The 24,868-nt window shown below is 44.1% G+C and carries 24 protein-coding genes; 3 read left to right on the top strand and 21 right to left on the bottom strand.

The annotated features are described in order from the left end of the window. Positions 1–46: 46 nt before the first annotated feature. Entirely contained in the window at positions 47–928 is an 882-nt protein-coding gene (locus MHI35_RS06145) for a dimethylarginine dimethylaminohydrolase family protein (RefSeq protein WP_335349223.1), read from the top strand. A gap of 38 nt (positions 929–966) precedes the next feature. On the opposite strand, the gene MHI35_RS06140 is transcribed toward MHI35_RS06145, so the two are convergent. The 10 genes from MHI35_RS06140 to proG all read right to left on the bottom strand — a co-directional run bounded on the left by MHI35_RS06140 (position 967) and on the right by proG (position 11,356). Next, positions 967–1,935 (bottom strand): ABC transporter ATP-binding protein, encoded by a 969-nt coding sequence (locus MHI35_RS06140; protein WP_211063076.1) that lies wholly within the window; start codon positions 1,933–1,935, stop codon positions 967–969. Further along, positions 1,925–2,842, bottom strand: coding sequence for a C40 family peptidase (locus MHI35_RS06135; RefSeq protein ID WP_211063077.1), 918 nt, complete (start codon positions 2,840–2,842; stop codon positions 1,925–1,927). Before MHI35_RS06135 ends, MHI35_RS06140 begins: the two co-directional genes overlap by 11 nt. After that, on the bottom strand, positions 2,842–3,921 hold the full coding sequence (locus MHI35_RS06130) for a dipeptide epimerase (protein WP_335349222.1): 1,080 nt from the start codon (positions 3,919–3,921) through the stop codon (positions 2,842–2,844). Before MHI35_RS06130 ends, MHI35_RS06135 begins: the two co-directional genes overlap by 1 nt. Next, on the bottom strand, positions 3,918–4,859 hold the full coding sequence (locus MHI35_RS06125; RefSeq protein ID WP_144523089.1) for a S66 peptidase family protein: 942 nt from the start codon (positions 4,857–4,859) through the stop codon (positions 3,918–3,920). The genes MHI35_RS06130 and MHI35_RS06125 overlap by 4 nt, the downstream gene beginning before the upstream one ends. A gap of 111 nt (positions 4,860–4,970) precedes the next feature. Further along, positions 4,971–6,593: a peptide ABC transporter substrate-binding protein gene (locus MHI35_RS06120; RefSeq protein ID WP_144523090.1), complete on the bottom strand. Its 1,623-nt coding sequence runs from the start codon at positions 6,591–6,593 to the stop codon at positions 4,971–4,973. Further along, positions 6,593–7,600, bottom strand: coding sequence for an ABC transporter ATP-binding protein (locus MHI35_RS06115; protein WP_144523091.1), 1,008 nt, complete (start codon positions 7,598–7,600; stop codon positions 6,593–6,595). Before MHI35_RS06115 ends, MHI35_RS06120 begins: the two co-directional genes overlap by 1 nt. 7 nt (positions 7,601–7,607) lie before the next feature. Next, positions 7,608–8,570 (bottom strand): ABC transporter permease, encoded by a 963-nt coding sequence (locus tag MHI35_RS06110; protein ID WP_144523092.1) that lies wholly within the window; start codon positions 8,568–8,570, stop codon positions 7,608–7,610. Then, positions 8,567–9,502, bottom strand: a complete 936-nt coding sequence (locus tag MHI35_RS06105; protein ID WP_003211100.1) for an ABC transporter permease — start codon at positions 9,500–9,502, stop codon at positions 8,567–8,569. The genes MHI35_RS06110 and MHI35_RS06105 overlap by 4 nt, the downstream gene beginning before the upstream one ends. Positions 9,503–9,520: 18 nt before the next feature. Beyond that, entirely contained in the window at positions 9,521–10,345 is an 825-nt protein-coding gene (locus tag MHI35_RS06100) for a M55 family metallopeptidase (protein ID WP_044138914.1), read from the bottom strand. 189 nt (positions 10,346–10,534) lie between these two features. Next, complete coding sequence (gene proG / locus MHI35_RS06095; protein ID WP_144523093.1) at positions 10,535–11,356, bottom strand: pyrroline-5-carboxylate reductase ProG; 822 nt, start codon at positions 11,354–11,356, stop codon at positions 10,535–10,537. A gap of 160 nt (positions 11,357–11,516) precedes the next feature. Between proG and MHI35_RS06090 the strand changes: the two genes are divergently transcribed. Beyond that, on the top strand, positions 11,517–12,833 hold the full coding sequence (locus MHI35_RS06090) for a S1C family serine protease (RefSeq protein ID WP_335349221.1): 1,317 nt from the start codon (positions 11,517–11,519) through the stop codon (positions 12,831–12,833). An 86-nt stretch (positions 12,834–12,919) separates the two neighbouring features. Here the strand turns inward: MHI35_RS06090 and MHI35_RS06085 are convergent, their stop codons facing one another. Beyond that, complete coding sequence (locus MHI35_RS06085) at positions 12,920–13,876, bottom strand: ring-cleaving dioxygenase (RefSeq protein ID WP_211063084.1); 957 nt, start codon at positions 13,874–13,876, stop codon at positions 12,920–12,922. Between the two features lie 318 nt (positions 13,877–14,194). Between MHI35_RS06085 and MHI35_RS06080 the strand changes: the two genes are divergently transcribed. Continuing rightward, positions 14,195–15,520: an APC family permease gene (locus MHI35_RS06080; protein WP_211063085.1), complete on the top strand. Its 1,326-nt coding sequence runs from the start codon at positions 14,195–14,197 to the stop codon at positions 15,518–15,520. Positions 15,521–15,529: 9 nt separating this feature from the next. Here MHI35_RS06080 and MHI35_RS06075 read toward each other — a convergent pair whose 3' ends face one another. The 10 genes from MHI35_RS06075 to MHI35_RS06030 all read right to left on the bottom strand — a co-directional run bounded on the left by MHI35_RS06075 (position 15,530) and on the right by MHI35_RS06030 (position 24,853). Further along, positions 15,530–15,859 carry a hypothetical protein gene (locus MHI35_RS06075; protein WP_008358910.1) on the bottom strand — a complete coding sequence of 110 codons (330 nt, stop codon included), beginning with the start codon at positions 15,857–15,859 and terminating at the stop codon, positions 15,530–15,532. A gap of 63 nt (positions 15,860–15,922) precedes the next feature. Continuing rightward, on the bottom strand, positions 15,923–16,879 hold the full coding sequence (locus MHI35_RS06070; RefSeq protein ID WP_034663059.1) for a sugar-binding transcriptional regulator: 957 nt from the start codon (positions 16,877–16,879) through the stop codon (positions 15,923–15,925). 111 nt (positions 16,880–16,990) lie between these two features. After that, complete coding sequence (locus MHI35_RS06065; protein WP_335349240.1) at positions 16,991–17,758, bottom strand: SDR family NAD(P)-dependent oxidoreductase; 768 nt, start codon at positions 17,756–17,758, stop codon at positions 16,991–16,993. Continuing rightward, entirely contained in the window at positions 17,736–18,437 is a 702-nt protein-coding gene (locus tag MHI35_RS06060; protein ID WP_335349220.1) for an SDR family NAD(P)-dependent oxidoreductase, read from the bottom strand. Before MHI35_RS06060 ends, MHI35_RS06065 begins: the two co-directional genes overlap by 23 nt. A 25-nt stretch (positions 18,438–18,462) precedes the next feature. After that, positions 18,463–19,845: a dihydrolipoyl dehydrogenase gene (gene lpdA, locus MHI35_RS06055; protein WP_335349219.1), complete on the bottom strand. Its 1,383-nt coding sequence runs from the start codon at positions 19,843–19,845 to the stop codon at positions 18,463–18,465. Between the two features lie 12 nt (positions 19,846–19,857). Next, a complete protein-coding gene (locus MHI35_RS06050; RefSeq protein ID WP_211063087.1) occupies positions 19,858–21,183 on the bottom strand; it encodes a dihydrolipoamide acetyltransferase family protein in 1,326 nt (441 codons plus the stop codon). 17 nt (positions 21,184–21,200) lie between these two features. Continuing rightward, a complete protein-coding gene (locus MHI35_RS06045) occupies positions 21,201–22,181 on the bottom strand; it encodes an alpha-ketoacid dehydrogenase subunit beta (protein WP_041816214.1) in 981 nt (326 codons plus the stop codon). 31 nt (positions 22,182–22,212) lie between these two features. Further along, complete coding sequence (locus MHI35_RS06040) at positions 22,213–23,196, bottom strand: thiamine pyrophosphate-dependent dehydrogenase E1 component subunit alpha (protein WP_144458186.1); 984 nt, start codon at positions 23,194–23,196, stop codon at positions 22,213–22,215. Positions 23,197–23,378: 182 nt separating this feature from the next. After that, a complete protein-coding gene (locus MHI35_RS06035; RefSeq protein ID WP_335349218.1) occupies positions 23,379–24,410 on the bottom strand; it encodes an alcohol dehydrogenase catalytic domain-containing protein in 1,032 nt (343 codons plus the stop codon). Continuing rightward, positions 24,407–24,853, bottom strand: a complete 447-nt coding sequence (locus tag MHI35_RS06030) for a hypothetical protein (protein WP_144523101.1) — start codon at positions 24,851–24,853, stop codon at positions 24,407–24,409. The genes MHI35_RS06035 and MHI35_RS06030 overlap by 4 nt, the downstream gene beginning before the upstream one ends. Between the last annotated feature and the right edge of the window lie 15 nt (positions 24,854–24,868).

Genomic DNA, 24,868 nt, shown 5'->3' with positions numbered 1-24,868 from the left:
TAAAGCGAGGAATAATAGAACTATGAACAAACAAGGAGGCCATTTGATGGATTCTATAAGAGCAGAACAAATACACAAAATGCCGCAATGTATGAGTGAATATGACGATTTACAAGAAGTCCTTTTATGCAGCCCCATCTATATGGAAATCAAACAGATCATCAACGAAACCCAAAAACATTTTGCAAGAGAAAATATTTCTCAAATGAAAGCCATTGCTCAGCATAAGCAATTGATCCAAACCCTAAAAAACCATCAAGTACGCCCCATTATGCTTCCTGCAAATGACCGCTTTCCTGAACAAGTCTTTACTCGGGATATTGGGTTTACGATTGGACATACACTCTTTGTTTCAAGCATGGCCGCTCTGGTTCGCCAAGGAGAAGAACAATTATTAAAAGAGTGGGCACAGGAATATGGCTTAAAAACTGTTAGCCTGACAAACGGAACGATTGAAGGCGGCGATGTACTTGTGGATCAAAGACGCGTCTTTGTCGGAACGAGCAAAAGAACAAACCCAGCCGCTATCCATGAGCTCAAAAAAGAACTATCGAATCATGACATCATTCCTATTCATCTTCCTCCTCACATTTTGCACCTAGATTGTGTGATGAATATTCTCTCTCATGATGAGATGTTGATTTATCCTGAAGCGTTCAAAAAAGAGGATCTTCACTTGCTCAGCATGCATTATCATCTCATTGAAATAAGCGAACAAGAGCAATTCACACTCGGACCTAACGTTTTATCCATTGGACAGAAAAAAGTGATCAGTTTGCCCATCAATCAAGAAACAAATGCTGCATTAACCGCTCACGGGTACACTGTCATTGAAGTGGATTTTTCAGAAATCATTAAATCTGGTGGGTCTTTTAGATGCTGCACATTACCGATTCGGCGTTCATCCACTAAAAAAGCCAGCGTGTAGAACAACTTGTCTACTTGCTGGCTTTTTTCTATCTATTTTTATGTCCGGTCGTATAAATGACAGGCGACATCATGCCCTTCTTCTACCGCTTGTAATGTTGGCTTTTTTTCAGCACACACATCCATCGCTGCAGGACACCTTGTTCGAAATACACAGCCGCTTGGCGGATTCACTGGACTTGGAATTTCTCCTTTTAAAATGAACCTTTTGCGCTTGTCCTCCGCGTCAGGATCTGGAATGGGGATCGCTGACAGCAAGGCTTGTGTGTATGGGTGCAGCGGTGTTTGATATAACGCATCACTACTGGTCAATTCGACGAGATGACCTAAATACATGACACCGATTCGGTCGCTGATATATTTGACCATCGACAGATCATGCGCAATAAAGAGAAATGTCAGCCCTTCCTCCTTTTGCAATTTTTTTAGCAGATTCACAACCTGCGCTTGAACTGAGACATCTAGTGCAGAAATGGGCTCATCTGCCACAATAAATTTCGGTGCTAAGGCGAGTGCCCTTGCAATACCAATTCTCTGCCTCTGCCCTCCACTGAATTCATGAGGGTAGCGAGTGGCAAAGTCATAGCTAAGTCCAACAGCTTCCAGTAGTTCTTTCACCCGGGCCACCCTTTTCTTTTGACTCCTATAAAGGTTATGAATCTCCATTGGCTCCAGCATGATATCTTTGACAGACAGCCGCGGATTCAGGGAAGAATACGGATCTTGAAACACCATTTGAATTTGCCGATTAAAATCAAAGGATTCTTTTTGTGAAAGGTGATGAAGGCTTTTTCCTTCATACAAGGCTTCTCCATCTGTTGGTTCATAAAGGCGCATAAGCACTTTTCCAAGTGTGGATTTCCCGCAGCCGGACTCGCCAACAAGGCCAAATGTTTCGCCTTGTTTCAACTGAAAGGAGACACCGTCTAGTGCTTTTAACGTTCTTCCTTTCGATAGATGAAAGTGTTTTTTGAGATTGTTTACTTGTAAAAGTGGTTCAACTGCCATGACCTTTGCTCCCTTCGCTTGGCAAATACCGTCTTGCACCTGCCCATTCTTTTTCATATGAAGTGCCAGAAAGGAAAAGAAGTTCAATTTCTTTGCCGGTTTTAGGCGAGTGAAGCATCATACCGTCACCTGCGTAGATCCCAACATGGCGTACAGCTCCCTTTCCATTGTCATTGGCGAAAAACAATAAGTCGCCTTGTTTTAAATGGCTCGATGCGACCGGCGTTCCTTGCACTGCTTGGTCACTTGCGTCTCTCGGCAAAAGATATCCGCATGCTTTATACATGCTGTAAGCAAAGCCCGAACAGTCATAGCCAAAGCTGCTCATGCCACCCCATAAATACGAAAGACCAATAAATTGTTTTCCCTTCTCTACAATATCTTTGCCAGTCATAGCGGAAGTGGATGAAACTGTTCGCACATCTGTTTTATTGATTTCTCTCGTCCCTACTGGTGTGACGACGCGAAAGCGATCACTCGTTTCTTCTACAGCTGCGAGCTCTGTTAAAAAACTAATTTCCATGTCCGCTTGCCCGTTTCGATAGAGCATGGCTCTTTTCTGACAAACGATATGAGATATAGCTGGCGCACTTCCTTCTGTCACTTGCTTTAGTTGGTTCGCAGGTATATAGCCAGGGTAGCCTTGCGGATGTTTCCGGGTGGCCTGCTGCGGAATGACGACTTTCAACCAGCCTTCTGTCTCTTCTAAGCCAATGACTCGTTCACCGAGCAGTACTTGCGACTGGAGCAGATTTTCTTCACATAAAGCCAGTTTTTCTTCATATGTTTGCTTGTCAATCCACTCTTTGATTTTGAAGGAGCTCTGAAGTACCTTTTGATCCATTTCTCTCGGTGACTGCGGCGCTGTCCATACATTCGCAACTGCAACCTTTGATTCAAATATCATCATGAAACTCCTTTCACCCCTCGAATGCCTAACCCATGTTGCGGCGGGAAAAAAATATCTTTTCCTTTGTATAAGATACCTCCGTCTACCATGTCCTCTTTTAGCATCAGCGGGGCATCAAAATCGTAGCGGGTGATATTCGGCTGGCTTGCGGCGAGATGAGCAGCCGCTGTAATGCCAAGTTTTGACTCAATCATACTGCCAATCATGCACTTGACGCCGTATGCTTCTGCCAAAGCGTTGATTTTTAAGGCTTCTTTTATGCCGCCTGATTTCATTAATTTTAAATTGATCAAATCACAGCTTCTCGTGTCAAGCACCTTGATCGCATCATGAAAACTGAAAATGCTTTCGTCTGCCATAATCAGTGTATCTGTTGCCTCCGTCACACGGCGCAGGCCTTCGATATCTTCTTTTAGCACTGGTTGCTCGACTAGTTCGATATTCAGTGACTCCATTTTTCGAATGGCTACGACCGCTTCCTTCCACGTCCAGCCCTGATTCGCATCGAGCCTGATCTGAATATCCGGCCCGACCTTTTCTCGAATTCGCTTGATACGCTGAATATCCGTGTCTATGTCATCTTTTCCCACCTTGATCTTTAATGTCTGAAAGCCTTCTGCTGCGTATTGCTTCGCATCTTCCGCCATCTCAAGTGGACGGTTTACACTGACCGTATAATCGGTTTCAAGCTGACTGCGATATCCGCCAAGGTATTGATAAAGCGGAAGTCCTGCCTGCTTCGCTAAGCCATCATAAATGGCCATGTCAACCGCTGCCTTTGCGCTTGTGTTGCAAGCGAGCACACGGTCCATATGAGAAAAAATTTGTTCATACTCAGACAAGGAAGCCCCAAGTAAGATCGGTCTGATCACTTCACAGATGGCATAGTCGATGCTTTCCAGCGTTTCACCTGTAATCACCGCAGTCGGGACTGCCTCTCCGTAGCTGACGTCACCTTGATCATATGTGATGATAACGATCAGAGATGCTGCGTCATACACCGTCCGCAAAGCGGTTTTGAAAGGCTTTTTTAGCGGTACACTCATTCTGCATGTATGAACATCAACGATATTCATGTGATCGCCTCTTTCGCTGCAACGCCTGGAGAAATGTGCAGTTTTTTTCCCGTCGCATCTAATGCAGCCTGTGTGCCCATTGGAATGGCAAAGTTCGGAGAAGAATGGCCGATCCGAAAGCCACCAAGTGCAGGCTTCTTTTGCGGCACAATATACGTGTCCCATACTTGATTCAATGTGAGGGACTGATCTTTCTTTTTTGGCTCACATTGATGAAAATCTCCAATAATGAATCCAGCCGAATCATCCAATTTCCCGGCAGATGTGAGGTGCTGCATCATTCGATCAATTTTATAGGGTTCTTCGTCAATATCTTCAATGAACAAAAGCTTTCCCTTCGTATCGATTTCAAAAGGTGTCCCAAGTGTTGTGACGAGGAGGGCAAGATTTCCTCCTACAATCTCACCTGAAGCGGTGCCCGGATAGAAAGTATGAAGGGGTGACAAGTGGTTTGCATACGTAAAGGCTTTCGGTGCGAACAGCTGTAAAAAGGTATCTTTCGTATAAGGATGGACCTCCTCAAGTCCCACATCAGAGGAGAGCATTGGCCCATGAAATGTCACAAGACCCGTCTGCTGCTGGATGGCCGTATGTAAAAACGTAATATCACTATAGCCCCAAAAGATTTTTGGATTCCGGCGAATCAGGTCATAGTCAATGGCTTCCGCAAGTCTGCCAGTCCCGTATCCTCCGCAAGCACAAATAACCGCTTTCACCTCTGGATCTTGAAACATGCAATGAAGATCTTCCACTCTTTCATGATCATGACCGGCTAAATATCCATACCGCCGGTCCAAATACTTCCCTTTTTTCACCTTTAGCCCGAGGCTTTCTAAAAAGGCAATCCCTTTTGCTAATTTCAGCTCATCAGGCGGGCTTGCTGGGGCAATAACCCCCACTGTATCCCCTGTTTGAAGTGCCACTGGCAGCTGGCTCATGCCGTATCCCCTCTTTCTCTTTGTTTCTTTCAATCTATGGGTTTCTGCTTCATAACATGAACAAATAAAGGAACAGACGCTTTTATTTCAAAGCGTCTTTTGATTCTAATATCACTTTCCATCTACTTGCGCCCATTTCAAATCGATATACCCAACAGGGTGACGAACAATCCCCTTCACGCCTTCTTTTTGTAAATGAACTTGGTTATAAAAATGAATCGGGATGATCGGTGCTTCTTCAATGAGGAGTGCCTCTGCATCATGAAGAATGTTGTTTCTCTTTTGCTCGTCTGCTTCCTGACTTGCCTTTTTAATCAGTTGATCATAGGTATCGTTTGACCACCCTGTCCGGTTCATGGCATTCCCTGTTTGAAAGCTTTCTAGGAAATTGATCGGATCTGCATAGTCTGCTAAAAATGAACTTTGTGAGAATTGGAATTTCAGCGCCTTTTGATCTTCTGCAAATACATTGGCTTCCATGTTGGCAAGCTTCACATCTACACCTAGCGCTTCTTTCAACTGCTGCTGGATGGCTTCAGCTTTTTTCTTATTCTCAGGCTTTGTACTGTATGTCAATGTGACGGCTGGCAGTTTTGAATAGTTCTCTTCTTTCAGCCCTTTTTCTAATAGCTTTGCAGCTTCACTCTTATCGTTCTTCACAAGATCACCGCCAGATTTTCTGAAATCCTCGCCTTTTGAATCTAGAATGCCTGGCGAGACAAAGGCGCGTGCTGGCTTCTCTTCATTTTTCGTCACATAATCTACGATATCTTGCGGGTTGATCGCCATTTGAAATGCTTTGCGGATGTTTTTATTTTGAAAAGGTTCCATGTTTACATTCAGACGATAAAAGAACAATCCAGCCTGGTCTTCAATTTGTACATCTTTATTTTTTAGCAGATTTTCACTTTGCTCTGCTGGGACAAAGGCAGTATCTAAATCTCCTGATTGATACATTTGATAGTCTGTGTTTCGATCACTGATCATTAGCCACTTCACTTGATCTAACTTAACTGATTTTTCGTCCCAATACGTCTCACTTTTTTCCATTGTAAAGCTCTCATCATGCTTCCACTCTGTCAGCTTGAACGGTCCATTTCCGACAAAGGTTTTGGCGTCTTTTGCCCAGTTTGGGTCCTTCTTCGCTACCTGTTCATTGACAGGAAAAAAGGCAGGGTTTGCGGTCATATTTAAGAACGATTTCTGCGGGTATGCCAGTGTGACCTTAAGCGTTTTGTCATTTTCAGCGCTAACTTTCACGTCTTCTTTCTTTCCTTTTCCGCTGTTAAATGCCTCTCCACCTTCTATCATGTACGCTAGGAACGATGCGGAGGAGCCTGTTTTCGGATCAAGCAGCCGCTTCCACGCATATTCAAAGTCACTCGCTTTCACTGGATCACCATTTGACCACTTGATGCCATCTCTTAAATGGAACGTGTACGTTTTTCCATCCTTTGAAATCTCCCATTTTTCCGCCATTGCAGGGGATGGTTCATGCTTTTCATTCAGTCTTGTTAATCCCTCCATTAGGTTATTGAGTCCTTGCCACGATACATTATTAAAACCAATCGGCGGATCAAACGACGTCGGTTCGTTTTCGTTATTTAAGGTTAATACTTTCTTTTCACCCTCTTTGCTTGATGATCCTTTCCCTGCTTGCTCATTGGCTGTACATCCTGCGAGCAGCATAATTGTGAACAAACATATACTGATGATCCATCCCTTTTTCCTCATCAAAAACTCCCCCTTTGTGTTGAAGATAAAACGGTTTGTGCACGCTCATCTTGGAGCCAGCAATGCACTGTATGGGTAGGCGACCGCTGCGTTTCATGCGGCATGATATGATCACACACCTTCATGGCGGTAGGGCAGCGATCTGTATACGGACAGCCCTTTGGCGGAGCAAATAAATCAGGCGGGCTTCCTTCAATTGGAATGAGTTCGTCTTTCATATCAAGTCTTGGAACGGATTGCAGAAGTCCCTTTGTATAAGGATGCTGCGGACTGTAAAAAATATCTCGCCTCGTTCCAACCTCCACCATTTTCCCTCCGTACATGACCGCCACGCGGTCTGCGACTTGGGCTACGACCCCTAAATCATGTGTGATTAAAATGATGGTGACACCTGTTTTTCTCTGAATTTCTTTAAACAGTTCTAATATTTGGGCCTGTATGGTCACATCGAGCGCTGTCGTGGGTTCATCAGCAATCAACACTTTTGGCTCACAAATCAGCGCCATGGCAATCATGAGCCGCTGCCTCATTCCCCCGCTGAATTGATGAGGGTATTGCTTTAGCCTTTCCTTCGGCTGCGGAATGCCGACCAAATCAAGCATCCGAATGGCGGCTTCTTTCACTTCTTTTTTCGTCAGCTTTTGATGCTCCTTTGCAGCCTCCATGAGCTGATCGCCGATTGTCAAAGTTGGATTCAGTGCGGTCATGGGATCTTGGAAAATCATCGAAATATCGACACCTCGAATGGCGCGCATTTCTTTTTCAGATAATGACAGTAAATTTCGATCTTCAAACCATATTTCTCCCTGATCAACATGAGCGCTGTAAGCTGGTAGCAACCTCATAATGCTTTGTGAAGTGACACTTTTCCCGCAGCCTGACTCTCCTACAATGGCAAGGGTTTCTTTTTCATATACATCCACATTCACTCCGCGTACCGCTCGAACTGAGCCGCCATATGTCCGAAAGCTGACGTGCAGGTCGATGATTTGTAGAACTTTTTTCAAAGCGCCATCACCTCTTCATCTTCGGATCAAGCGCATCTTGCAAGCCATCACCTAAATTATTAAAGCAAAACATCGTGAGCGAAATAAAAAACGCAGGGAAGAATAAACGCCACCAATGCCCATTATCCGATAGCACTGTCGGTAGCGCATCATTGGCCATCACGCCCCAGCTAGCAAACGGCGCCTGAATGCCTAAACCAAGAAAGCTTAGGAACGCTTCTGCAAATATCGCGGTTGGTACAGTTAAGGTCATCTGAACGATAATCGGCCCCATCGTATTCGGAAGCAGGTTGCGGCGAATGATACGCAGGCTCTTTGCACCAAAGGTTTTTGAGGCAAGGACATATTCCTGGCTTTTCAGCTGAAGAACTTGGCCTCTCACGATTCTTGCCATTCCAATCCATCCGGTGACAGTAAGCGCTACAATAATGGTGACAAGACCTGGTCCCATTAGAACCATCAATAAAATGACAACGAGTAAATAAGGAAGACCGTAGAGCACCTCGACGATTCGCATCATGACATGGTCATATCTCCCGCCCTTATAACCGGCAATGCCTCCATAGATCACGCCGATAGCAAAATCAATCAGGGCTGCCATGACGCCTACAAATAAAGAAATACGCGCCCCGTACCATGTACGTGTAAACACATCTCGTCCAAGCTCATCCGTTCCGAACCAGTGAGCAACGGATGGCGGCAGATTTTGCATCGAAAGACGCTGCTCTGTCACGCTATTCGGTGCAAGCAATGGGCCTAATAGTGCCATGATAAAAAGAAAAATCAATACGGATAGACTAAACATCGCAAGCTTATTTTGCTTCAGTCGTCTCCATGTGTCTGCCCAATACGAAAGAGAGGGTCTTTTAATGGCATGTGCCTCCATTTTCTTTTGCTCTCTCGGAGAAAACCAATCGTCCGGCACTTCAGGATGCGGATTCTGTTGATCCTGCTGCAAATGTATACTCATGCCTTGCCTCCTTTCTGATGTAGCTGAATCCTCGGATCAAGCAGGCGATACGCCACATCAACAATGAAAAGAAGTGTGATTAAAATGATGCTGTAAAAAACAGTGGTGCCCATGATGACAGGATAATCACGGTTGTTAATACTCTCGACAAAGTATTTTCCCATGCCAGGAATCGCAAAGATTTTTTCAATGACAAAGCTTCCTGTTAAAATGCTTGCGACAAGTGTGCCAAGAATGGTCACAACAGGCAAAAGCGCATTTCGAAGCGCATGTTTGAACACAATTTTAAAGGGAGAAAGTCCTTTTGCTTTAGCAGTGCGAATATAGTCCTGAGACAGCACTTCTATCATGCTCGATCTTGTTAACCGGGCAATAATGGCCATCGGACTAACGGCAAGAGCAATGGTTGGTAGCACCATATGCATCGGACTTGTCCACATCGCTGTAGGAAAGAGCTTCAAATTCACAGCAAGCTGCTGAATTAATAAGGTAGCAAAGATAAAGTTTGGAATGGATATGCCGAAAACAGCAATGGTCATGGCGATATAATCAATCAAGCCATTGTGCCGGAGGGCAGCCATGACCCCTAGCAGGATGCCGGAGATGACAGCAATCAATATTGAGATAAGACCAAGTTCTAATGAGACTGGGAAGCCTCTCGCCAATAGATCATTGACACTTTCAGAAGGCTTTTTAATGGAAGGACCAAAATCAAAGGTAACGATGGATTTTAAATAGATGACATATTGAACATACAGTGGTTCGTCTAAGTGATAGTAGCTTTCGAGGTTTCGCTGAACGGTTTCGTTTGTATTTCGTTCCTCATTGAAGGGCGATCCTGGGATGACCTTCATTAAAATAAACGTTAACGTCGTAATCGTTAAAATCGTGGCAATCATCGCAATAAAACGCTTGAGCAAAAAGCTGGTCATCTGCCGTCTCCCCCTCGCTTAACAAAATGTTGTACGTGCGGCAAGCTCTGTCATGACAAGCATCGCTTGGTAGGCCTCTAATATATTCTCTGCTTGATACGTCACCGTTGTTGTCCCTTCTATGATGGCAGTACCTGGCATTAAATTCGCCCATTCAGCTTGTCCATAATTGGCAAACTCGATCTTCAGTAGCGGCTGATCAGGAGGCGTCAGCGGCTTGATGTGATGAATCTGTTTCATCGCGGCTTCCACTTGCTGCGAGATTTGTTGGTTGACTTTGGCAGGAGTGAGACATTTCACAGCAGATCTTGAGATGGTCTCTTTCACTGCCACTGTTTTCACACCAGGCATCAGCTTTTCTGCTTCAAGTGCGGCTTGATCATCTCCGCAAACAAGAATCACCGGCACACCATAGTAGCCTGCAACATACGCATTAAAGCCCATTTCACCAATTGGATGATCATTTATGTAAAAATGTCTGACACCAAAAATCATACTGTGTGACATCACACCTTTCATAGACGCCCTCGCATGATAGCCTAAAAAAACAGCAGCGTCATAGGTTTGATCTAACCCTTGAACCATTGAATAAGGCTTGACGTCACCAGATATAAGAGATGCCTCTTCATGCAATTCTTCAATCAACAAATTATTCATTTTAGAATGACTGTCATTGACCAGAATATCGGTTGCGCCATGCTGAAGAAGTGCCTCCACACAGGCATTCACTTCACCCGTCATGATCTTTCTACCCCGCTCATAATTGTGCTGACGGGCATCGACAAATGTATGATCAGCTAGACCAGTGATTCCCTCCATATCGACAGATACATAGAGCTTCATCCCCATCCCCCTTTAATTAAACTTAAAATTTGTGTATATTTTTCTAAATTTTCTAAAAAATTATATGATTACTTGATTGATTTTTCAATACAATGTCTGAAAATAAGGAAATTAGACTCAGATAATACAGGTCAATAGGCTGGATGAGAAAGGATTTTTTTAACAAATAAAACACCACTAACTATGTCTTTAGTGGTGTTTGTCCGCTTCGTTAATCTGTGATTTGAGCTGATCATATTTCTTCATGGTTTGTGTAAATAAATCATCAAACATCTGAGGTGCCTGCTTTTGAATCACCTCGGCGCCTTCTCCTGTAATGCCCCCTTTTGTCGCGACTCTATCGACGGTTTCAGCAAAGGTGAGGCCTCGTTCTACAAGGACTTGACCTGTGCCTAAAAGGGCATATGTTAAAAATTCATACGCTTCCTCTAAGGAAAGCTTACTATTTCTCACAGCGGCTCTCGCCATTTCTTCAAAAAGAGCAGCGATAAAACCAGGAGATGAGCTCGTCAAGTTACTCGCTGCATCAAACTGGTCTTCCTCTATTTCACGTACGATGCTAAAAGCTGAAAGGAGACGATGCAAACGCGCCTTTTCTTTCTCTCCAGCAGTTTCACCATGCGCAACGAGGGATACGCCTGTTCCAACCGCTGACGTGAGCGTTGGGATGTATCTAGAAATTGGTTGAGTCGTATGCTTTGATAACTTGTCTAACGTCACAGCCGCGGCTACTGACACAATATGAACCGATTTGGCTACTGAAGGCAGTTGATCGAGTACATCAAGTACAGCAAGCGGCGGTACGCAGATAAAAAGTACATCACATGCAGAAAGTTCGTTTAATGAGCAGATATTTATTTCTTGATGCCTATCTTTGAGTTGAAGCAGGCGGTCTGTTTCACTTCTTGTATGGATCATGATTTGATGGGCATTGAGTACTTCTTTTTCCAACCATTTTTGCACCATCATATCCGCCATGCTTCCATATCCAATGATTCCAATTGTCTCCACAGTTTAATCTCCTCTATTTTGCTTAGATTCACTACTTATTTTAACAATTTCCCACAATGTTTTCATTTTTATCCCACACTTTTTTCTTACGATCAAACCACACATAAGGTTAACCCCCCCTGAACGAACCATGAAAAATGAAAGAAAGAGAGTGATTCGAATGACACATCACAAATCTGAAAACCAACCTTCTCATGAAATTCAAACAATGAAGCAGCCACAAAAACAAAAGAAGAAGCCAAACGGCTGGTTTAAACCATTTGTTAGCGGTGTTGTGGGCGGCATACTAGCATTAGGTGTTTATGTCCTTACACCATATGCCCAGCATGCATCAGACAATACAGCAAGCAATTCGGCAACAAAAACAGAAAGTGTATCGACAAATGATACAAGTGCCAATTCGTCAAAAACAACCGCTGTCCAAACATCCCATTCATCAAACAACGTCTCAAGCATGGTCGAAGATGTATCGCCAGCCATTGTCGGCATTACAAACTATCAAGCGCAAAGTCAAACAGACATGAGTTTTGGTGATTTCAATACGCCTTTTGATGAATCACAGCAAAATAAAAGCAGCCAAGAGGAAAAAACAGGTACAGGCTCAGGAGTGATTTTCAAAAAATCCGGCAGCAAAGCTTATGTCTTAACAAACAACCACGTCATTGAAGGGGCAAATAAACTCACAGTCTCCTTACACGATGGCAAAACCGCCAAAGGTAAATTGGTCGGAGCTGACCCACTGACTGACCTAGCAGTTGTAGAAATTAGCAGCAGTCATGTAACGAAGGTCGCGGCATTAGGCGATTCCTCCTCGCTGCGTGCCGGGGAAACCGTCATCGCTATTGGAAACCCGCTTGGTGAAGATCTATCGAGAACGGTGACACAAGGAATTGTCAGCGGTGTCGACCGAACAGTCTCTATGAACACATCAGCAGGCGAAAGCAGCATTAATGTAATTCAAACAGATGCAGCTATTAACCCAGGAAACAGCGGCGGCCCGCTTCTTACGACAAGTGGAAAGGTTGTGGGGATCACGAGTATGAAGATTTCTGAAACAGGTGTTGAAGGTATCGGATTCGCGCTTCCAATCAATGATGTCAAACCAATCGCCGATCAGCTTCTCACAAAAGGAAAGATTGAGCGTCCATATATCGGCATCAGCATGCTAGATCTCGAACAAGTCCCGGACGTGTATCAGAAAGAAACACTCGGTCTCAAAAATAGTCAGCTTGATCAAGGCGTATACGTCAAAGAAATCGCCGCAGGCTCACCTGCCTCCAAAGCCGGCTTAAAGTCAGAGGATGTCATGACCGCCATCAATGGGAGACAAATCAAAACCGGAAGCGAATTACGTCATGAGCTATACACGAATACAAAGATTGGAGACACCGTGAGCATCACACTCATTCGAAATGGAAAAGAAGAAACGAAGAAGGTGACATTAACACAAACTGAATCTAAGCAGGTCAGTTCCTAACGCAAAAGGAAAAGGGTTAAAATCATTTTGATTTTAACCCTTTTTCTTCTTTTCAGCTTGATAGAAAGCCTTATGAGCTACTTTTTTTATGATGACTGAATAGGTATTAATCTCTGTTCTATTTCTGCTCGTTTGTGCTCTAGAAATGGAGGAAGAGCTAATTGATCGCCAAGCTCATCTACTCCTTCGTCCACTGTAAACCCAGGTCCGTCTGTCGAGATTTCAAATAAGATACCATTCGGTTCTCTAAAGTAAAGGGCTTTAAAGTAGAAACGTTCCACAACACCAGAGTTCGTGAATCCTGCTTTTGATATTTTGTCATACCATTTTTCCAATTCCTCAGCATCTTCCACACGAAAAGCTACGTGATGCACACTTCCCCTGCCTGATCGTTCAGAAGGTCCATCCGTTTTTTCGATCACATGAATTTCTGTTCCAGCTCCGCCATTTCCTGACTCAAAAATGGTCACGATCTCACCATCATTTGATTGTTCACGCGCTCTTTCGGTGAAGCCAAGGATGTCCGTTAAAACGCGAATCGTTTTGTCCGCTTCTGCAACGGTTAATTCTACAGGCCCCAAACCTCTAATGGAAAACTCTGCCGGAATATCATCATGCACTGGGGGTGAACCTGCTTCTTGTGTGTTCGGTTCTACTGTTAAAAATAGCTGCTGCCCTTCTGGGTCTTGAAAACGCAAGGCAGGTCTGCCCCCTCTCAAGGAAGCCGTTTCTTGCTGCACGCCTGTCTCTTCAAACCGCTTTTCCCAAAATGAAAGTGCTTCTTCAGAAGAAACGAGAAGGCCTGTGCTTGTGATGGCGTTTGTTCCTTTCAAACGACGGGCGAGCATTGGAATTTCAAAGAAGGTGAGCTCCGTTCCCGGTGAAGCGACCTCATCTCCATAAAATAAGTGATACATAGATGGGTCATCCTGATTGACCGTTTTCTTTACAAGTTTTAAGCCAAGAATCTGGCGGTAGAAATCAACATTTTTTTGAGCATTGGCTGTTAATGCAGATACGTGGTGAATCCCATTGATTTTCATTATGTTCACTCCTATTTCAAAATATCTCGAATTCAAGATAATATCCTTATGAATAAAATAGGCTATTTTTCAAGAAAAGTCAACCATTTGGCTAGACGTTCGGTTTCTGGCGATAAAACTAACATTAAATCGAATATAATCTTTTATCGTTCGTTTTTAAAGAAACATTTACCCTGATATCTCCAATAAACGAACACTTTTAAATACAAATACGAAAATCAGAAAATTTTTTTAATTCTTGTTTTCCTAAAATCGTATTACAATGAACAAAATACATGTCACAGTAACGTACGAAAGTGATGCAGGAGGTCGTGTGTAATGAACAAAGAACAACCAGCGTTAAAACAGGACATCGGCTTATTTTTCGCCCTATCTCTTGTCATCGGGACGATTATCGGGTCCGGCGTCTTTATGAAGCCAGGCAACGTCCTTTCCTATTCAGGAAGCTCAGATATCGCATTATTCGCTTGGCTGCTTGGGGGCATTTTAACCCTTGCAGGCGGGCTCACTGTTGCTGAAATTGGTACACAAATCCCTAGGACTGGCGGATTGTATGCCTACCTTGAAGAAGTGTATGGTGAGTTTTGGGGATATTTATGCGGCTGGGTGCAAATTATCATTTACGGACCTGCCATCATCGGTGCGCTTGGTCTTTATTTTGGTTCATTGTTAGCCAATTTATTTTCTCTTTCTTCTTTATGGTCGACAACAATTGGCATTATCACTGTTTTATTTTTATGTTTGATTAACATCATGGGAACAAAATACGGCGGTTTTGTTCAAGGGCTGACCACCATTGGAAAGCTTGTCCCGATTGCCGCTATTATTGTGTTTGGCTTATGGAAAGGAAACGAACATATTTTGATGGCTGTCAACGATAGCATCGCTCAAATGAACTTCGGTGCAGCGATCTTGGCTACGCTTTTTGCCTATGATGGCTGGATATTGCTTGCTGCACTTGGCGGAGAAATGAAAAATCCAGAGAAACTGCTTCCTCGAGCAATGGCAGGCGGGATTTTAATCGTCACGGCTTGTTATCTCTTTATTAATGTTGCTCTTTTGCACGTGTTACCAGCAGACCAAATCGTACAGCTTGGAGAAAATGCGACAAGTACTGCTGCGACAATGCTTTTTGGACCAATCGGCGGTAAAGTCATTAGTATCGGCATCATCATTAGTATCTTTGGCTGTTTGAACGGAAAGGTTCTTTCATTCCCACGTGTGATTTTCGCGATGGCAGAGCGAAAGCAAATTCCTTTCGCAAACGCGATTTCGCGTATTCACCCTACATTTAAAACACCATGGATTGCTGTATTTGTACAAATTCTGATCGCCATTGTGTTTATGATCGTCAGCAATCCAGAAAAGCTGTCAGAGGTTTCGATTTTCATGATCTATATCTTTTATGTCATGGCCTTTTTCGCCGTCTTTAAACTGAGAAAACAAAACAAAGGAATCGAGCGTGCTTATAGCGTACCACTTTATCCGCTCACACCAATCGTTGCGATTATCGGTTCTTTATTCGTCTTAATCAGCACCATGATCACCGACTGGAAAAGCTGTCTCATCTCCATGCTGATCGGAATTGCTGGACTGCCCATTTATTATTATATGAAAAAAGCACACAAAAAAGCAGAGCACTAATCAGCTCTGCTATTTTTTATATTGCTTAATCACTTTGTATGATTCGTTTAAATATCTCATGAGCCGGTATGGCTTACTAAGCACGCGGATTGGCAGTCTTGAGATAAATCCATTCAAATTCGCCTTGTATTCCTGCGTCATCCGTTTTGGCTTTGTCGCAATTTTTTCGTATACTTCTTTGTAAAATTCCTTCATGATGTCGACTTGCACACTGATTTTCTGATGGCACTCTGTACACTCAACGCTTTTCATCTGATCATTCACATAAACGATGCTGTGGAGGGTCTCTTCTTGGCACCGAGTACAATGTAAGTTTGCTTCCATTTCGGTTTTCTTCAAGATACACAGCTCCTTTCTCGTTTGATGTTGCTCTCTTTATACAGTTCGATAGCTACTCGCCGTTTATTGGACGGAAGCTTCCTTTAAAATAGCTGCCGCCGTTAGTTCGTCTGTCACCAGCACTTGAATAAAGCCACCATTTAAAGCCCCTAAAATACTTTCAGCTTTATGGGTTCCTTCTACAACAGCGATAACCGTTTTGACGCTCTTTAACTGCTCCAGTGATAAACCAATGACCTTTTGATTCAGTTCATCTTGGACAGGCTTGCCTTGACCGTCAAAGAAACGAAAACCAATATCACCAACAGCCCCTGATTGCCTTAAACCAGATAAATCCTCTTCTTTTAAGTAACCAACTGTTTTTAACGTTGACCCTTTATGCGGGTTGCCAATACCGATGAGGGCAATGTCTACATTTCTACCTTCTTCAAGCACAGCCTCTATATCCTGCATTGCCATAAGCCGCTCTTTTAATTCTTCTGTTTCTAAAATCGCCGGGGCATATAAATAGGAACATGTGCCATTCATTTTCTTTGCCAGTTCATATGCCAGCTGATTGGCATGAATGTCGACTGCTTGCCTGCCCATTCCGCCCTCTAACGGAATGACCTTCACATCGTTTCTTCGCTCGAACGGGTACTCCTTTACAAGCTCAGCTAATGTAGTTCCCCATGAAATGCCGATTTTCTCCGCATCTTTCATGTTTTTAGATAAATAATAGGCGCCAGCTTGACCGACTGCCCGTTTCACCATCTCAGACATTGTCCCGACACTTGGGACAACGACAGCATCTGTTAATTGAAATGTTGTTTCGAGCTGCTTTTCCAGTTCCACCGTATGAATACTTTCGTCTTTAATGTATACCTCAACGATTCCCACATCTTTCGCCTTTTGTAAGAGCTTTGAAATGACTGGTCTTGAGACATTGAGCTTTTTTGCGATTTCCTGCTGCGTCCACCCGTCTGTATAATAAAGATGAGCAACTTTGACGAGCTGTCGTCTTTCTTCCCAATTCAGCATGTGACATCATCCTTTTAATATACTATGATTCCCAGTATACCAAACATTCGTTTCTAATTGGAACAATTGTTATGAAAATGACAAAAAGAGCGATTACCTCTCCGCTCTTTTTCACTCCGTATATTTTGGCTGATACGTTCTCCCGCCGTCTAACAGGATAATTTGTCCGTGTAAATAGCTTCCCTCGTCACTTGTAAGAAATAAAGTGAGTCCTGCGATATCGTCTGGTCTTCCTAATCTCCCGATAGGAATGAGCGATTGCAGCTGCTTTTTCTCCACCTCAGTAGGATAGAGCGTATCAAGCATTTGAGATTCAATCACGCGGGGGGCAATCACATTGATACGCACATGGTGTGCCCCTAATTCCTTTACAAGCGAACGCATCAGGCCAAAAGCACCTGCTTTTGAGGCGTAATACTGAATGCCACCGCCTGAGCCAGTAATAGCAGATCCTGATCCAATCACAACAATGCTTCCTTCTTGCCGCTCACATATATAAGGTGCTGACGCTTTGATGCAATAGTAAAGACCATACAAGTTCACAGCCAGTGTCTTTTTCCAAAGTGAGAAATCGACTTCTAAGAAAGGAAGTGATTTTGTCATCCCTGCTGAATAGACAAGATGAGCAATGCCGCCGAGCTCCCTTTCAGCTGCTGAGATCATCTGCTGAACACTTTCCCACGATGAAACGTCAGCTTGAAATGTCAGCAGCTGAGGGTGCTGTTTTTTTAAAAGTGAAAGTCCTTGTTCATCTATATCGGACACAGCCACTCTGTGCCCTTCTTTTAAAAAACGCTCAGCAATTTCCTTTCCAATCCCCTGGGCACCGCCAACGATAAGAACTGGTTTTTGATCATTAGCCAGCACTCTCACCCCCATCAAGCATAATCGCTGCGCCATCTGTAAATGCGCCATATGATGTACTTAAAAAGACCGTCATATGGGCCACAGTCTCCTTGATTTGCTCTGCGTTAGGAATCAAATGGAGAGGCGGCGGTAATAAGGCGAGCACTCGAATGCCTTTGTCTTTAAATTCTCGCGCCAGCCCTTTTGTCATGGCATTCAGCATTGAATTCGATGTCGCATGTGAGATCCCGCCATCTCCAGTGATACTGCCTGAGGACGATATATTAATAATGCAGCCTTGCTTCTGGTCAACCATATGCCATACGGCAGCTTGACTGGAAAGAAAGACAGTATTCACAGCGGTTTCCACTTCGTCCATCCACTCATTAGGGTGAGAGGCGTCAAGCTCCGCTTCTGCTCCTTGCGCTGCTTGATTGATCAAAATATCCAGTTTCCCGCACGTATCGATCACTTGTCTCAGCATACGCGTGGCATCACGCGGCGTTTCTAGCGGGTTCATGATGATACTCGCCTGCCCGCCCATTTGTTGAATGTCTTCACAAATGGTTCTAGCCTTTGATTCATCATGAAATGTGTGTAAAAAGACATGTGCACCTGCCCGGGCTAAAGCCAGGCAGATGGCTTCTCCAAATCCATCTGTGCTACCTGTCACAAGTGCCGCTTTCTGATGAAGCTGGACGTGCACATGCATCTCCTCCCTATCCCTTGTTTAGCTTTTATTTTCTCAGCTTACTCACGATCTCAAGCGCTGCTTCGTAAAAACCTTCTGAGATGGTCGGATGCGGATGAATCATTTTCGCCATCTCTTCTGCTGTTCCTTCTAAATACATAAAGGAGGAAGCTTCTGAAATCATCTCTGTGACATGCGGACCTACCATCGTTGCGCCGATCACTTCACCATATGTTGTATCGTAAACCAACTTTATAAAGCCTGATTGAACACCTGCCGCTAGCGCTTTACCGCTTGCCGCTAAATCAAATCGTTCTGTTTGTACGCTGAGCCCTTTAGCTTTTGCCTCTTTCTCTGTAAGACCGACACTTGCCACCTCTGGTAATGTATAAATACATCTAGGCATAATATCAGCATTCATTTTTTCAGGTACACCGCAAATATTGCTGACCGCAACAGCAGCCTCTGCCATCGCCGCATGAGCCAGCTGATAGCCGCCCGCGACATCCCCAACTGCGTATACACCTTCAGCACTTGTCTGCATCTGATCATTCACCTTGATAAACGGACCATCAAGCTGAAGATCAAGCTGGCTAACAGCTGATACATTTGGTTTTCTTCCAACGCAGACAAGCAGTCTTTCCGCTGTAAAGATGTGTGTCTCCCCTTTATCATCTGTTGCATGAACCGCTTTGACTCCTTCGCTTTCCGTCACCTCTGTCACAGTGGTTTTCTTCGCGATATGGATGCCCTTTTTCTTGAGTTCTCTTTCTAACAGCTTAGATGCTTCTTCATCCTCTTGTGGAATAATGGACGGTGCCGCTTCAATAATGGTGACTTTTGATTGAAGACTTTGGAATATACAAGCAAGCTCAAGACCAATGACACCTCCGCCAATAATGACGACAGAAGCAGGAATATCTGGGATGTCAAAGATTGTATCACTTGTATCAAATGAAATATCTTTAAGCCCCGGTATTGGAGGAATGGCTGGTGTAGATCCAGTAGCAATGATTAACTCATTCGTTTCAATCGATTCTGATCCATCTTGTTTTTCTATTTCAATCCGATGCTTGGTCACCGCTGTGCCTCTGCCGTTATAGACATCAATTTTTCCTTGCTTTAATAAAAAGGCGATTCCACCTCTGAGCTTTTCAATGACGTCATCTTTGCGCTTTCTCATTTTATCGAAGGAAAGAATCATGTCACCTGTTTCGATTCCCCAGCTTTTCGCCTTCTCGATTGATTCGATGACTTCTGCATGTTTAAGCAGGGTCTTTGAAGGGATACAGCCTCGATTTAAACAAGTACCACCGAGAAAATCCTCCTCAATCAAAGCAACCTTCCGTCCTCGCTCAGCCGCTTGAAGGGCGGCAGTATATCCGCCAGGCCCTCCGCCAATGACTGTCAGATCATACGTTTTCGTCATCCGATTCATCTCCTACATTAGCAATTCAAATGGTTGTTCAAGCACTTTTTTAAGGTCTGTTAAAAAGGCAGCCGCTGGTGCGCCATCTACCACTCGGTGATCAAACGATAAACTAACACCCATCATTGGTCTCACCTGAATTTCTCCATCTACTGCAACAGGTTTATCTTGAATCCGTCCTACACCTAAAATCGCCACTTCTGGCTGATTAATGATCGGGGTAAAGGCATCAATGGCATACATGCCTAAGTTACTAATCGTAAAAGTGGACCCTTTCAGCTGGTCAGGAAGCAGTTTTTGATCGCGTGCGTTTCGGCCAATTTCTTTCGCTTCTTTTGTCAGTTGTTTTAATCCTTTTTGATTCGCATGAGAAATGACTGGTACCATCAAACCCTCTTTCACTGCAACAGCAAGACCAATGTGTACATCCTCATGGAAATGGAGCTCATTTTGTTCAAATGTCATATTGATCTGCGGGTGGCGCGTGAGGACATGGCTGACCGCATGAATGATGATTTCTGTGAACGACAACCTGTAGCCTGTCTCTTTTTCAATCGCCGGAAGTAACTGCTGACGCACTTCTTTCGCTTTCGTCATATCAATTTCACTTGTTAATGTGACGTGCGGTGCTGTAAAGGCACTTTGTGACATGCGATCAGCAATCACTTTTCTCATGCCAGCTAATTTTTGTGTTTTCACAGGCGAAGCCTCTGTTGTTTGCGTTGCCGCTGCTTGTACGTCACTCTTCATGATCTTGCCGTGAGCGCCAGATCCAGAAACGGCTGCTAAATCGATTCCTTCACGAGCAGCGACTTTTTCTGCAAGCGGTGAGATGCGCTGGTCTTTCTCGCTAGAATGCACGACTGCCTCGACGTCACGCTTTTGAACTCTGCCTTTTGGCCCTGTGCCCGATACCTCTTGAATCTCCACATGATGATCCTTTGCTGTTTTTCTCGCTGCGGGCGTGGCACGTACTTTTTCATTAGATGTTTTTGGAACTTCAGTAGAACTAGATGACACTGTGTCTGGTGAAGATGATTCGCCGCTTTCTGATGAATCCTCATCTGCCTGTGCTGGCGGCTCGCTTGGCACCTGTTCATTTGCCTCACCGATATATCCAATGACTGCATTGACTGGAATTTGATCATCAGCTTCGTAGTATTTCTTTAGAAAAATGCCGTCATCATAGGCTTCCACCTCGATGTTGATCTTGTCTGTCATAATTTCAAAAAGAGGCTCACCGATTTCAACCGAATCTCCTTCTTCTTTAAACCATTGAAGCAAGGTTCCGATCTCCATCGTACTACTTAGCTTCGGCATAAATATCTCTTTTGGCATGATCTTCTCCCCTTTATTTAAGAGCGTGCAAGCTCTTTTGCTGCTTCAATAATATCTGGCACTTGTGGAATGACCGCTTTTTCCAGAGTCGGGTTGTATGGTATTGGAACTGCAAGGCCGCCAAGTCGTTTAATCGGTGCATCTAAGTAGTCAAACGCTTCACTTTCAGCTATCATACTTGCAATCTCTCCGCCGTAGCCGCCTCGTTTGACCGCTTCATGAACCACGATACATTTACCTGTTTTCTTCACAGATTCGATAATGGTTTCTTCATCTAATGGGACGAGTGTTCTTGGGTCTATGATTTCAACATCGATTCCCTCTGCCTCTAGTTCCTTCGCCGCTTCTAATGCTTTGTGTACCATAATCGCTGTTGCTACAATTGTGACGTCTTTCCCGCTTCTTTTCACATCAGCTTTCCCTAAAGGAATCGAATATTGCTCTTCAGGCACTTCGCCAATTGTTTTATATAAAAGCTTGTGCTCGTAGAAAATGACAGGGTTGTCATCATCCATTGCTGCCTTTAAAAGTCCTTTGGCATCATACGCTGTTGAAGGCTGAACCACCTTTAGTCCTGGAATATGAGCCATCCATGCTTCTAGGCTTTGTGAATGCTGCGCTGCGGCACCCGTTCCTGATCCTGCTGGTGTTCTCACAACGAGTGGTACTTTTCCTTTTCCGCCAAACATGTATCGTGTTTTGGCTGCTTGGTTGACAAGCTGATCCATTGCGATTGTAATAAAGTCAGAGAATTGAAGTTCTAAAATCGGGCGCATACCTGTCAAAGCCGCTCCGACTGCTCCTCCTGCAATGGCAGCCTCAGAGATTGGTGTATTGCGCACACGCTCTGGACCGAACTCTTCAATCATGCCGCGCGTGACCCCAAAAGCACCGCCATATACGCCGATATCCTCACCTAAAATGAATACATCTTGGTTCTCTCTCATTTCCTGGCTCATAGCCTCTCGAACGGCTTCTAAATATGAAATCTCTCTCACTGTTGTTTTTGTCACGTGATTCCCCTCCTAATTAGGCGTATACATCCTCTAATAGTGTATCGATTGACGGTTCTTTACTGTTTTTAGCGAATTCAACAGACGCTTCAATTTCTTGCTTCGCTTCCTCCTGTAAGACCGCTGCCTGCTCCTCTGTCAAAACATTCAGTTCAATCAAGAGAGACTTAAAGCGCTTGATTCCGTCTTTTTGTCTCCACTCTGTTTCTTCTTCACGTGTACGGTATTTTTTCGCATCACTCTTAGAGTGGCCCTTCCAGCGATACGTTTTCATTTCAATAAGTGATGGACCCTCTCCAGCTCTTGCGCGGCTGACTGCTTCATCTACTGAGTTCATAATCTCGACCATGTCATTTCCATCAATCGATTTCCCAGGTATTCCGTAGCTTTCTGCTCTTGTTGAAATGTCTTCAATGTTGATCATTTCTTTTACAGGGCCAGACATGCCGTACTGGTTGTTTTCACAAATGAATACAACAGGTAGATCCCAAATGGATGCAAGATTTAGCGCTTCGTGAAAGCTGCCTTCATTTGTCGCTCCATCTCCGAAGAAACAAAGAACGACAAAGCCTTCCTGTTTCATTTTAGATGTGAGCGCTGCACCTGTTGCCAATGGGATACCGCCGCCAACGATTCCATTTGCGCCAAGGTTCCCTTTTTCTAAATCAGCGATATGCATCGAGCCGCCTTTTCCTTTGCAATAGCCAGTCTCACGCCCGAATAGTTCTGCCATCATCTTATTGACCTCTGCACCTTTTGCAATACAGTGACCATGTCCACGGTGTGTGCTGACGATTTTATCTTCGTCCTTTAATACGGCAATTGATCCAACAGCTGACGCTTCCTGTCCGACACATAAATGAGTGGTTCCATGGATAAGTCCTTTGGCAAAGAATTGATCGACCTTTTCATCAAAATATCTCACTAACCACATTTGTTTATATAAATCTGCTAATCTCTCATGACTAATCTGTTCAGGCAAAGTGATTTGTTTTTGCATTTCTTCTCTCCCCTTTACATTTGTTCTTATGTGTTACATTTGTAATAATCATACGTTTAAGTGTCATTGAAGTCAAGCATTTCTCTTTCATTTTTAAGCGTTTTCATCTTTTATCAGAAAAAAAGAGAAAGGCAAAGCCCTTTTCTAAAGAACTTCTCTTTCTCTCCCAATCTTGTGCGTCCTCATTCATCTGGATACATCATGATTTTGACACTATCACCTTCAGGGTGTCTTGCGCATTCTATTGCCTGCAGAAGCTGACTTAACGGATAACGATGCGTCACCATCTTTTCTGTGTGGACCACTTTTGCTCTTAAAAGTTCAAGAGCTTCGAGGTAGTGATAAGGATGTGAGGAATAGGCGCCTACCACTTTCACTTCATCATGGAAAAATCGATCAGCCGGAATGGAGACGTCTCCCTTTGGAAAATGAGCAAACACTAAAATCGTTCCGCCTCTCGCTACTGCTTGAAACGCTTCTTTTAAAAGCGCACTACTTCCAACAGAAATAATAACGAGGTCTGCTCCCTTTCCATTTGTTTCTCTTATGACCCGGTCTTCCACCGGCTCAGAGGCTGGATGAAAAGCGACGTCTGCACCTAAATTTCTCGCTTGTAGCAGCCGGTTTTCATTCACATCCGTTATCATTACTTTCCCAGCCAAATAATGTTTGGCAAGCTGTAGTTGAATACAGCCAATTTGCCCTGCTCCAAGGATCAACACAGAATCTCCTGGATGAACAGGTGCTCGTTCAAACCCGTGCAGGCAGCAGGCGACTGGCTCCACCATCGCCCCTTGCTCATATGAGACGTCATTCGGGAGCTTGCCTATTGTGTGTTTGACATGTAATGCAGGTACGCGGATATACTCTGAAAACCCGCCTGGATCTACATTAGTAGCTGAAAACTGCGGACACATTGTGTAAAATCCCCTTTGACAAAAGTCACAGGTAAAGCAAGGTACATGGTGCGCAACATAAACCCGATCTCCCGTTTTGATATTTGTCACTCGCTTTCCGGTTTCAACAATATCACCAGCGATTTCGTGCCCTAGTACCGTTCCAGGAGGTACCGTCTCATGTGTTGCTTTGTAAATATCTGTGCCACATAAGCCGCAGGCACGCATTCTTAATAGAACTTCATCATCACCAATTGCAGGCCGGTTCCGCTCCTCATACCGAATGTCCTCTGAAGAATAAAAGACAGCTGATTTCATGTAGCTGCATCCTCCTTTTCATCACCTTTCGCAAAATCCTGCAACGTTTGCACAAGCTGTTTGTACTCACTCATCTCACTGGAGATCCAGTAACGTCCTCCGAATATGCGAGATGGGCCCACCCTGACATAGACTTTCCCGATATGAGGGTATGGCTTGATAAAAAGCTTTCCTTTAATATCAGAAACCGCATATGTGTGCCATCTACCAAATGCCCCGATTTTGAGTCTATCTTCACTAATAATGACGTTTGTCGGTTGGTTCAGTCCAGTGATGCTAGAAAGCATGAGAATAGGCAACGTATAAGCGCCTAACACCGCTAACGGTTCAGGTCCTGCTGACATTAACGTATAAAGAGACCAAAGGAAAAACAGACAGATGAGTACGGCTGGAAGAAAAATAGACAACACTGCAGACGTTCGGCTATAAGCATGATGCTGCATGAGACGTCCTCCTTT

The sequence above is a fragment of the Bacillus sp. FSL K6-3459 genome (assembly GCF_038003305.1).
GTDB classification, from domain to species: domain Bacteria; phylum Bacillota; class Bacilli; order Bacillales; family Bacillaceae; genus Bacillus; species Bacillus pumilus_O.
This window is presented reverse-complemented; position numbering and strand designations above follow the sequence as displayed.

What these genes read in the sequence shown, in the direction of transcription:
- MHI35_RS06145 (WP_335349223.1), top strand. Translation starts at nt 47, where the DNA reads ATGGATTCTATAAGAGCAGAACAAATACACAAAATGCCGCAATGTATG.
- MHI35_RS06090 (WP_335349221.1), top strand. Translation starts at nt 11,517, where the DNA reads ATGACACATCACAAATCTGAAAACCAACCTTCTCATGAAATTCAAACA.
- MHI35_RS06060 (WP_335349220.1), bottom strand. Translation starts at nt 18,437, where the DNA reads ATGCATGTGCACGTCCAGCTTCATCAGAAAGCGGCACTTGTGACAGGT.
- MHI35_RS06065 (WP_335349240.1), bottom strand. Translation starts at nt 17,758, where the DNA reads ATGGGGGTGAGAGTGCTGGCTAATGATCAAAAACCAGTTCTTATCGTT.
- MHI35_RS06030 (WP_144523101.1), bottom strand. Translation starts at nt 24,853, where the DNA reads ATGCAGCATCATGCTTATAGCCGAACGTCTGCAGTGTTGTCTATTTTT.
- MHI35_RS06135 (WP_211063077.1), bottom strand. Translation starts at nt 2,842, where the DNA reads ATGATATTTGAATCAAAGGTTGCAGTTGCGAATGTATGGACAGCGCCG.
- MHI35_RS06100 (WP_044138914.1), bottom strand. Translation starts at nt 10,345, where the DNA reads ATGAAGCTCTATGTATCTGTCGATATGGAGGGAATCACTGGTCTAGCT.
- MHI35_RS06040 (WP_144458186.1), bottom strand. Translation starts at nt 23,196, where the DNA reads ATGCAAAAACAAATCACTTTGCCTGAACAGATTAGTCATGAGAGATTA.
- MHI35_RS06105 (WP_003211100.1), bottom strand. Translation starts at nt 9,502, where the DNA reads ATGACCAGCTTTTTGCTCAAGCGTTTTATTGCGATGATTGCCACGATT.
- MHI35_RS06125 (WP_144523089.1), bottom strand. Translation starts at nt 4,859, where the DNA reads ATGAGCCAGCTGCCAGTGGCACTTCAAACAGGGGATACAGTGGGGGTT.
- MHI35_RS06035 (WP_335349218.1), bottom strand. Translation starts at nt 24,410, where the DNA reads ATGAAATCAGCTGTCTTTTATTCTTCAGAGGACATTCGGTATGAGGAG.
- MHI35_RS06130 (WP_335349222.1), bottom strand. Translation starts at nt 3,921, where the DNA reads ATGAATATCGTTGATGTTCATACATGCAGAATGAGTGTACCGCTAAAA.
- MHI35_RS06085 (WP_211063084.1), bottom strand. Translation starts at nt 13,876, where the DNA reads ATGAAAATCAATGGGATTCACCACGTATCTGCATTAACAGCCAATGCT.
- MHI35_RS06070 (WP_034663059.1), bottom strand. Translation starts at nt 16,879, where the DNA reads ATGCTGAATTGGGAAGAAAGACGACAGCTCGTCAAAGTTGCTCATCTT.
- MHI35_RS06140 (WP_211063076.1), bottom strand. Translation starts at nt 1,935, where the DNA reads ATGGCAGTTGAACCACTTTTACAAGTAAACAATCTCAAAAAACACTTT.
- MHI35_RS06120 (WP_144523090.1), bottom strand. Translation starts at nt 6,593, where the DNA reads ATGAGGAAAAAGGGATGGATCATCAGTATATGTTTGTTCACAATTATG.
- lpdA (WP_335349219.1), bottom strand. Translation starts at nt 19,845, where the DNA reads ATGACGAAAACGTATGATCTGACAGTCATTGGCGGAGGGCCTGGCGGA.
- MHI35_RS06080 (WP_211063085.1), top strand. Translation starts at nt 14,195, where the DNA reads ATGAACAAAGAACAACCAGCGTTAAAACAGGACATCGGCTTATTTTTC.
- MHI35_RS06110 (WP_144523092.1), bottom strand. Translation starts at nt 8,570, where the DNA reads ATGAGTATACATTTGCAGCAGGATCAACAGAATCCGCATCCTGAAGTG.
- MHI35_RS06050 (WP_211063087.1), bottom strand. Translation starts at nt 21,183, where the DNA reads ATGCCAAAAGAGATATTTATGCCGAAGCTAAGTAGTACGATGGAGATC.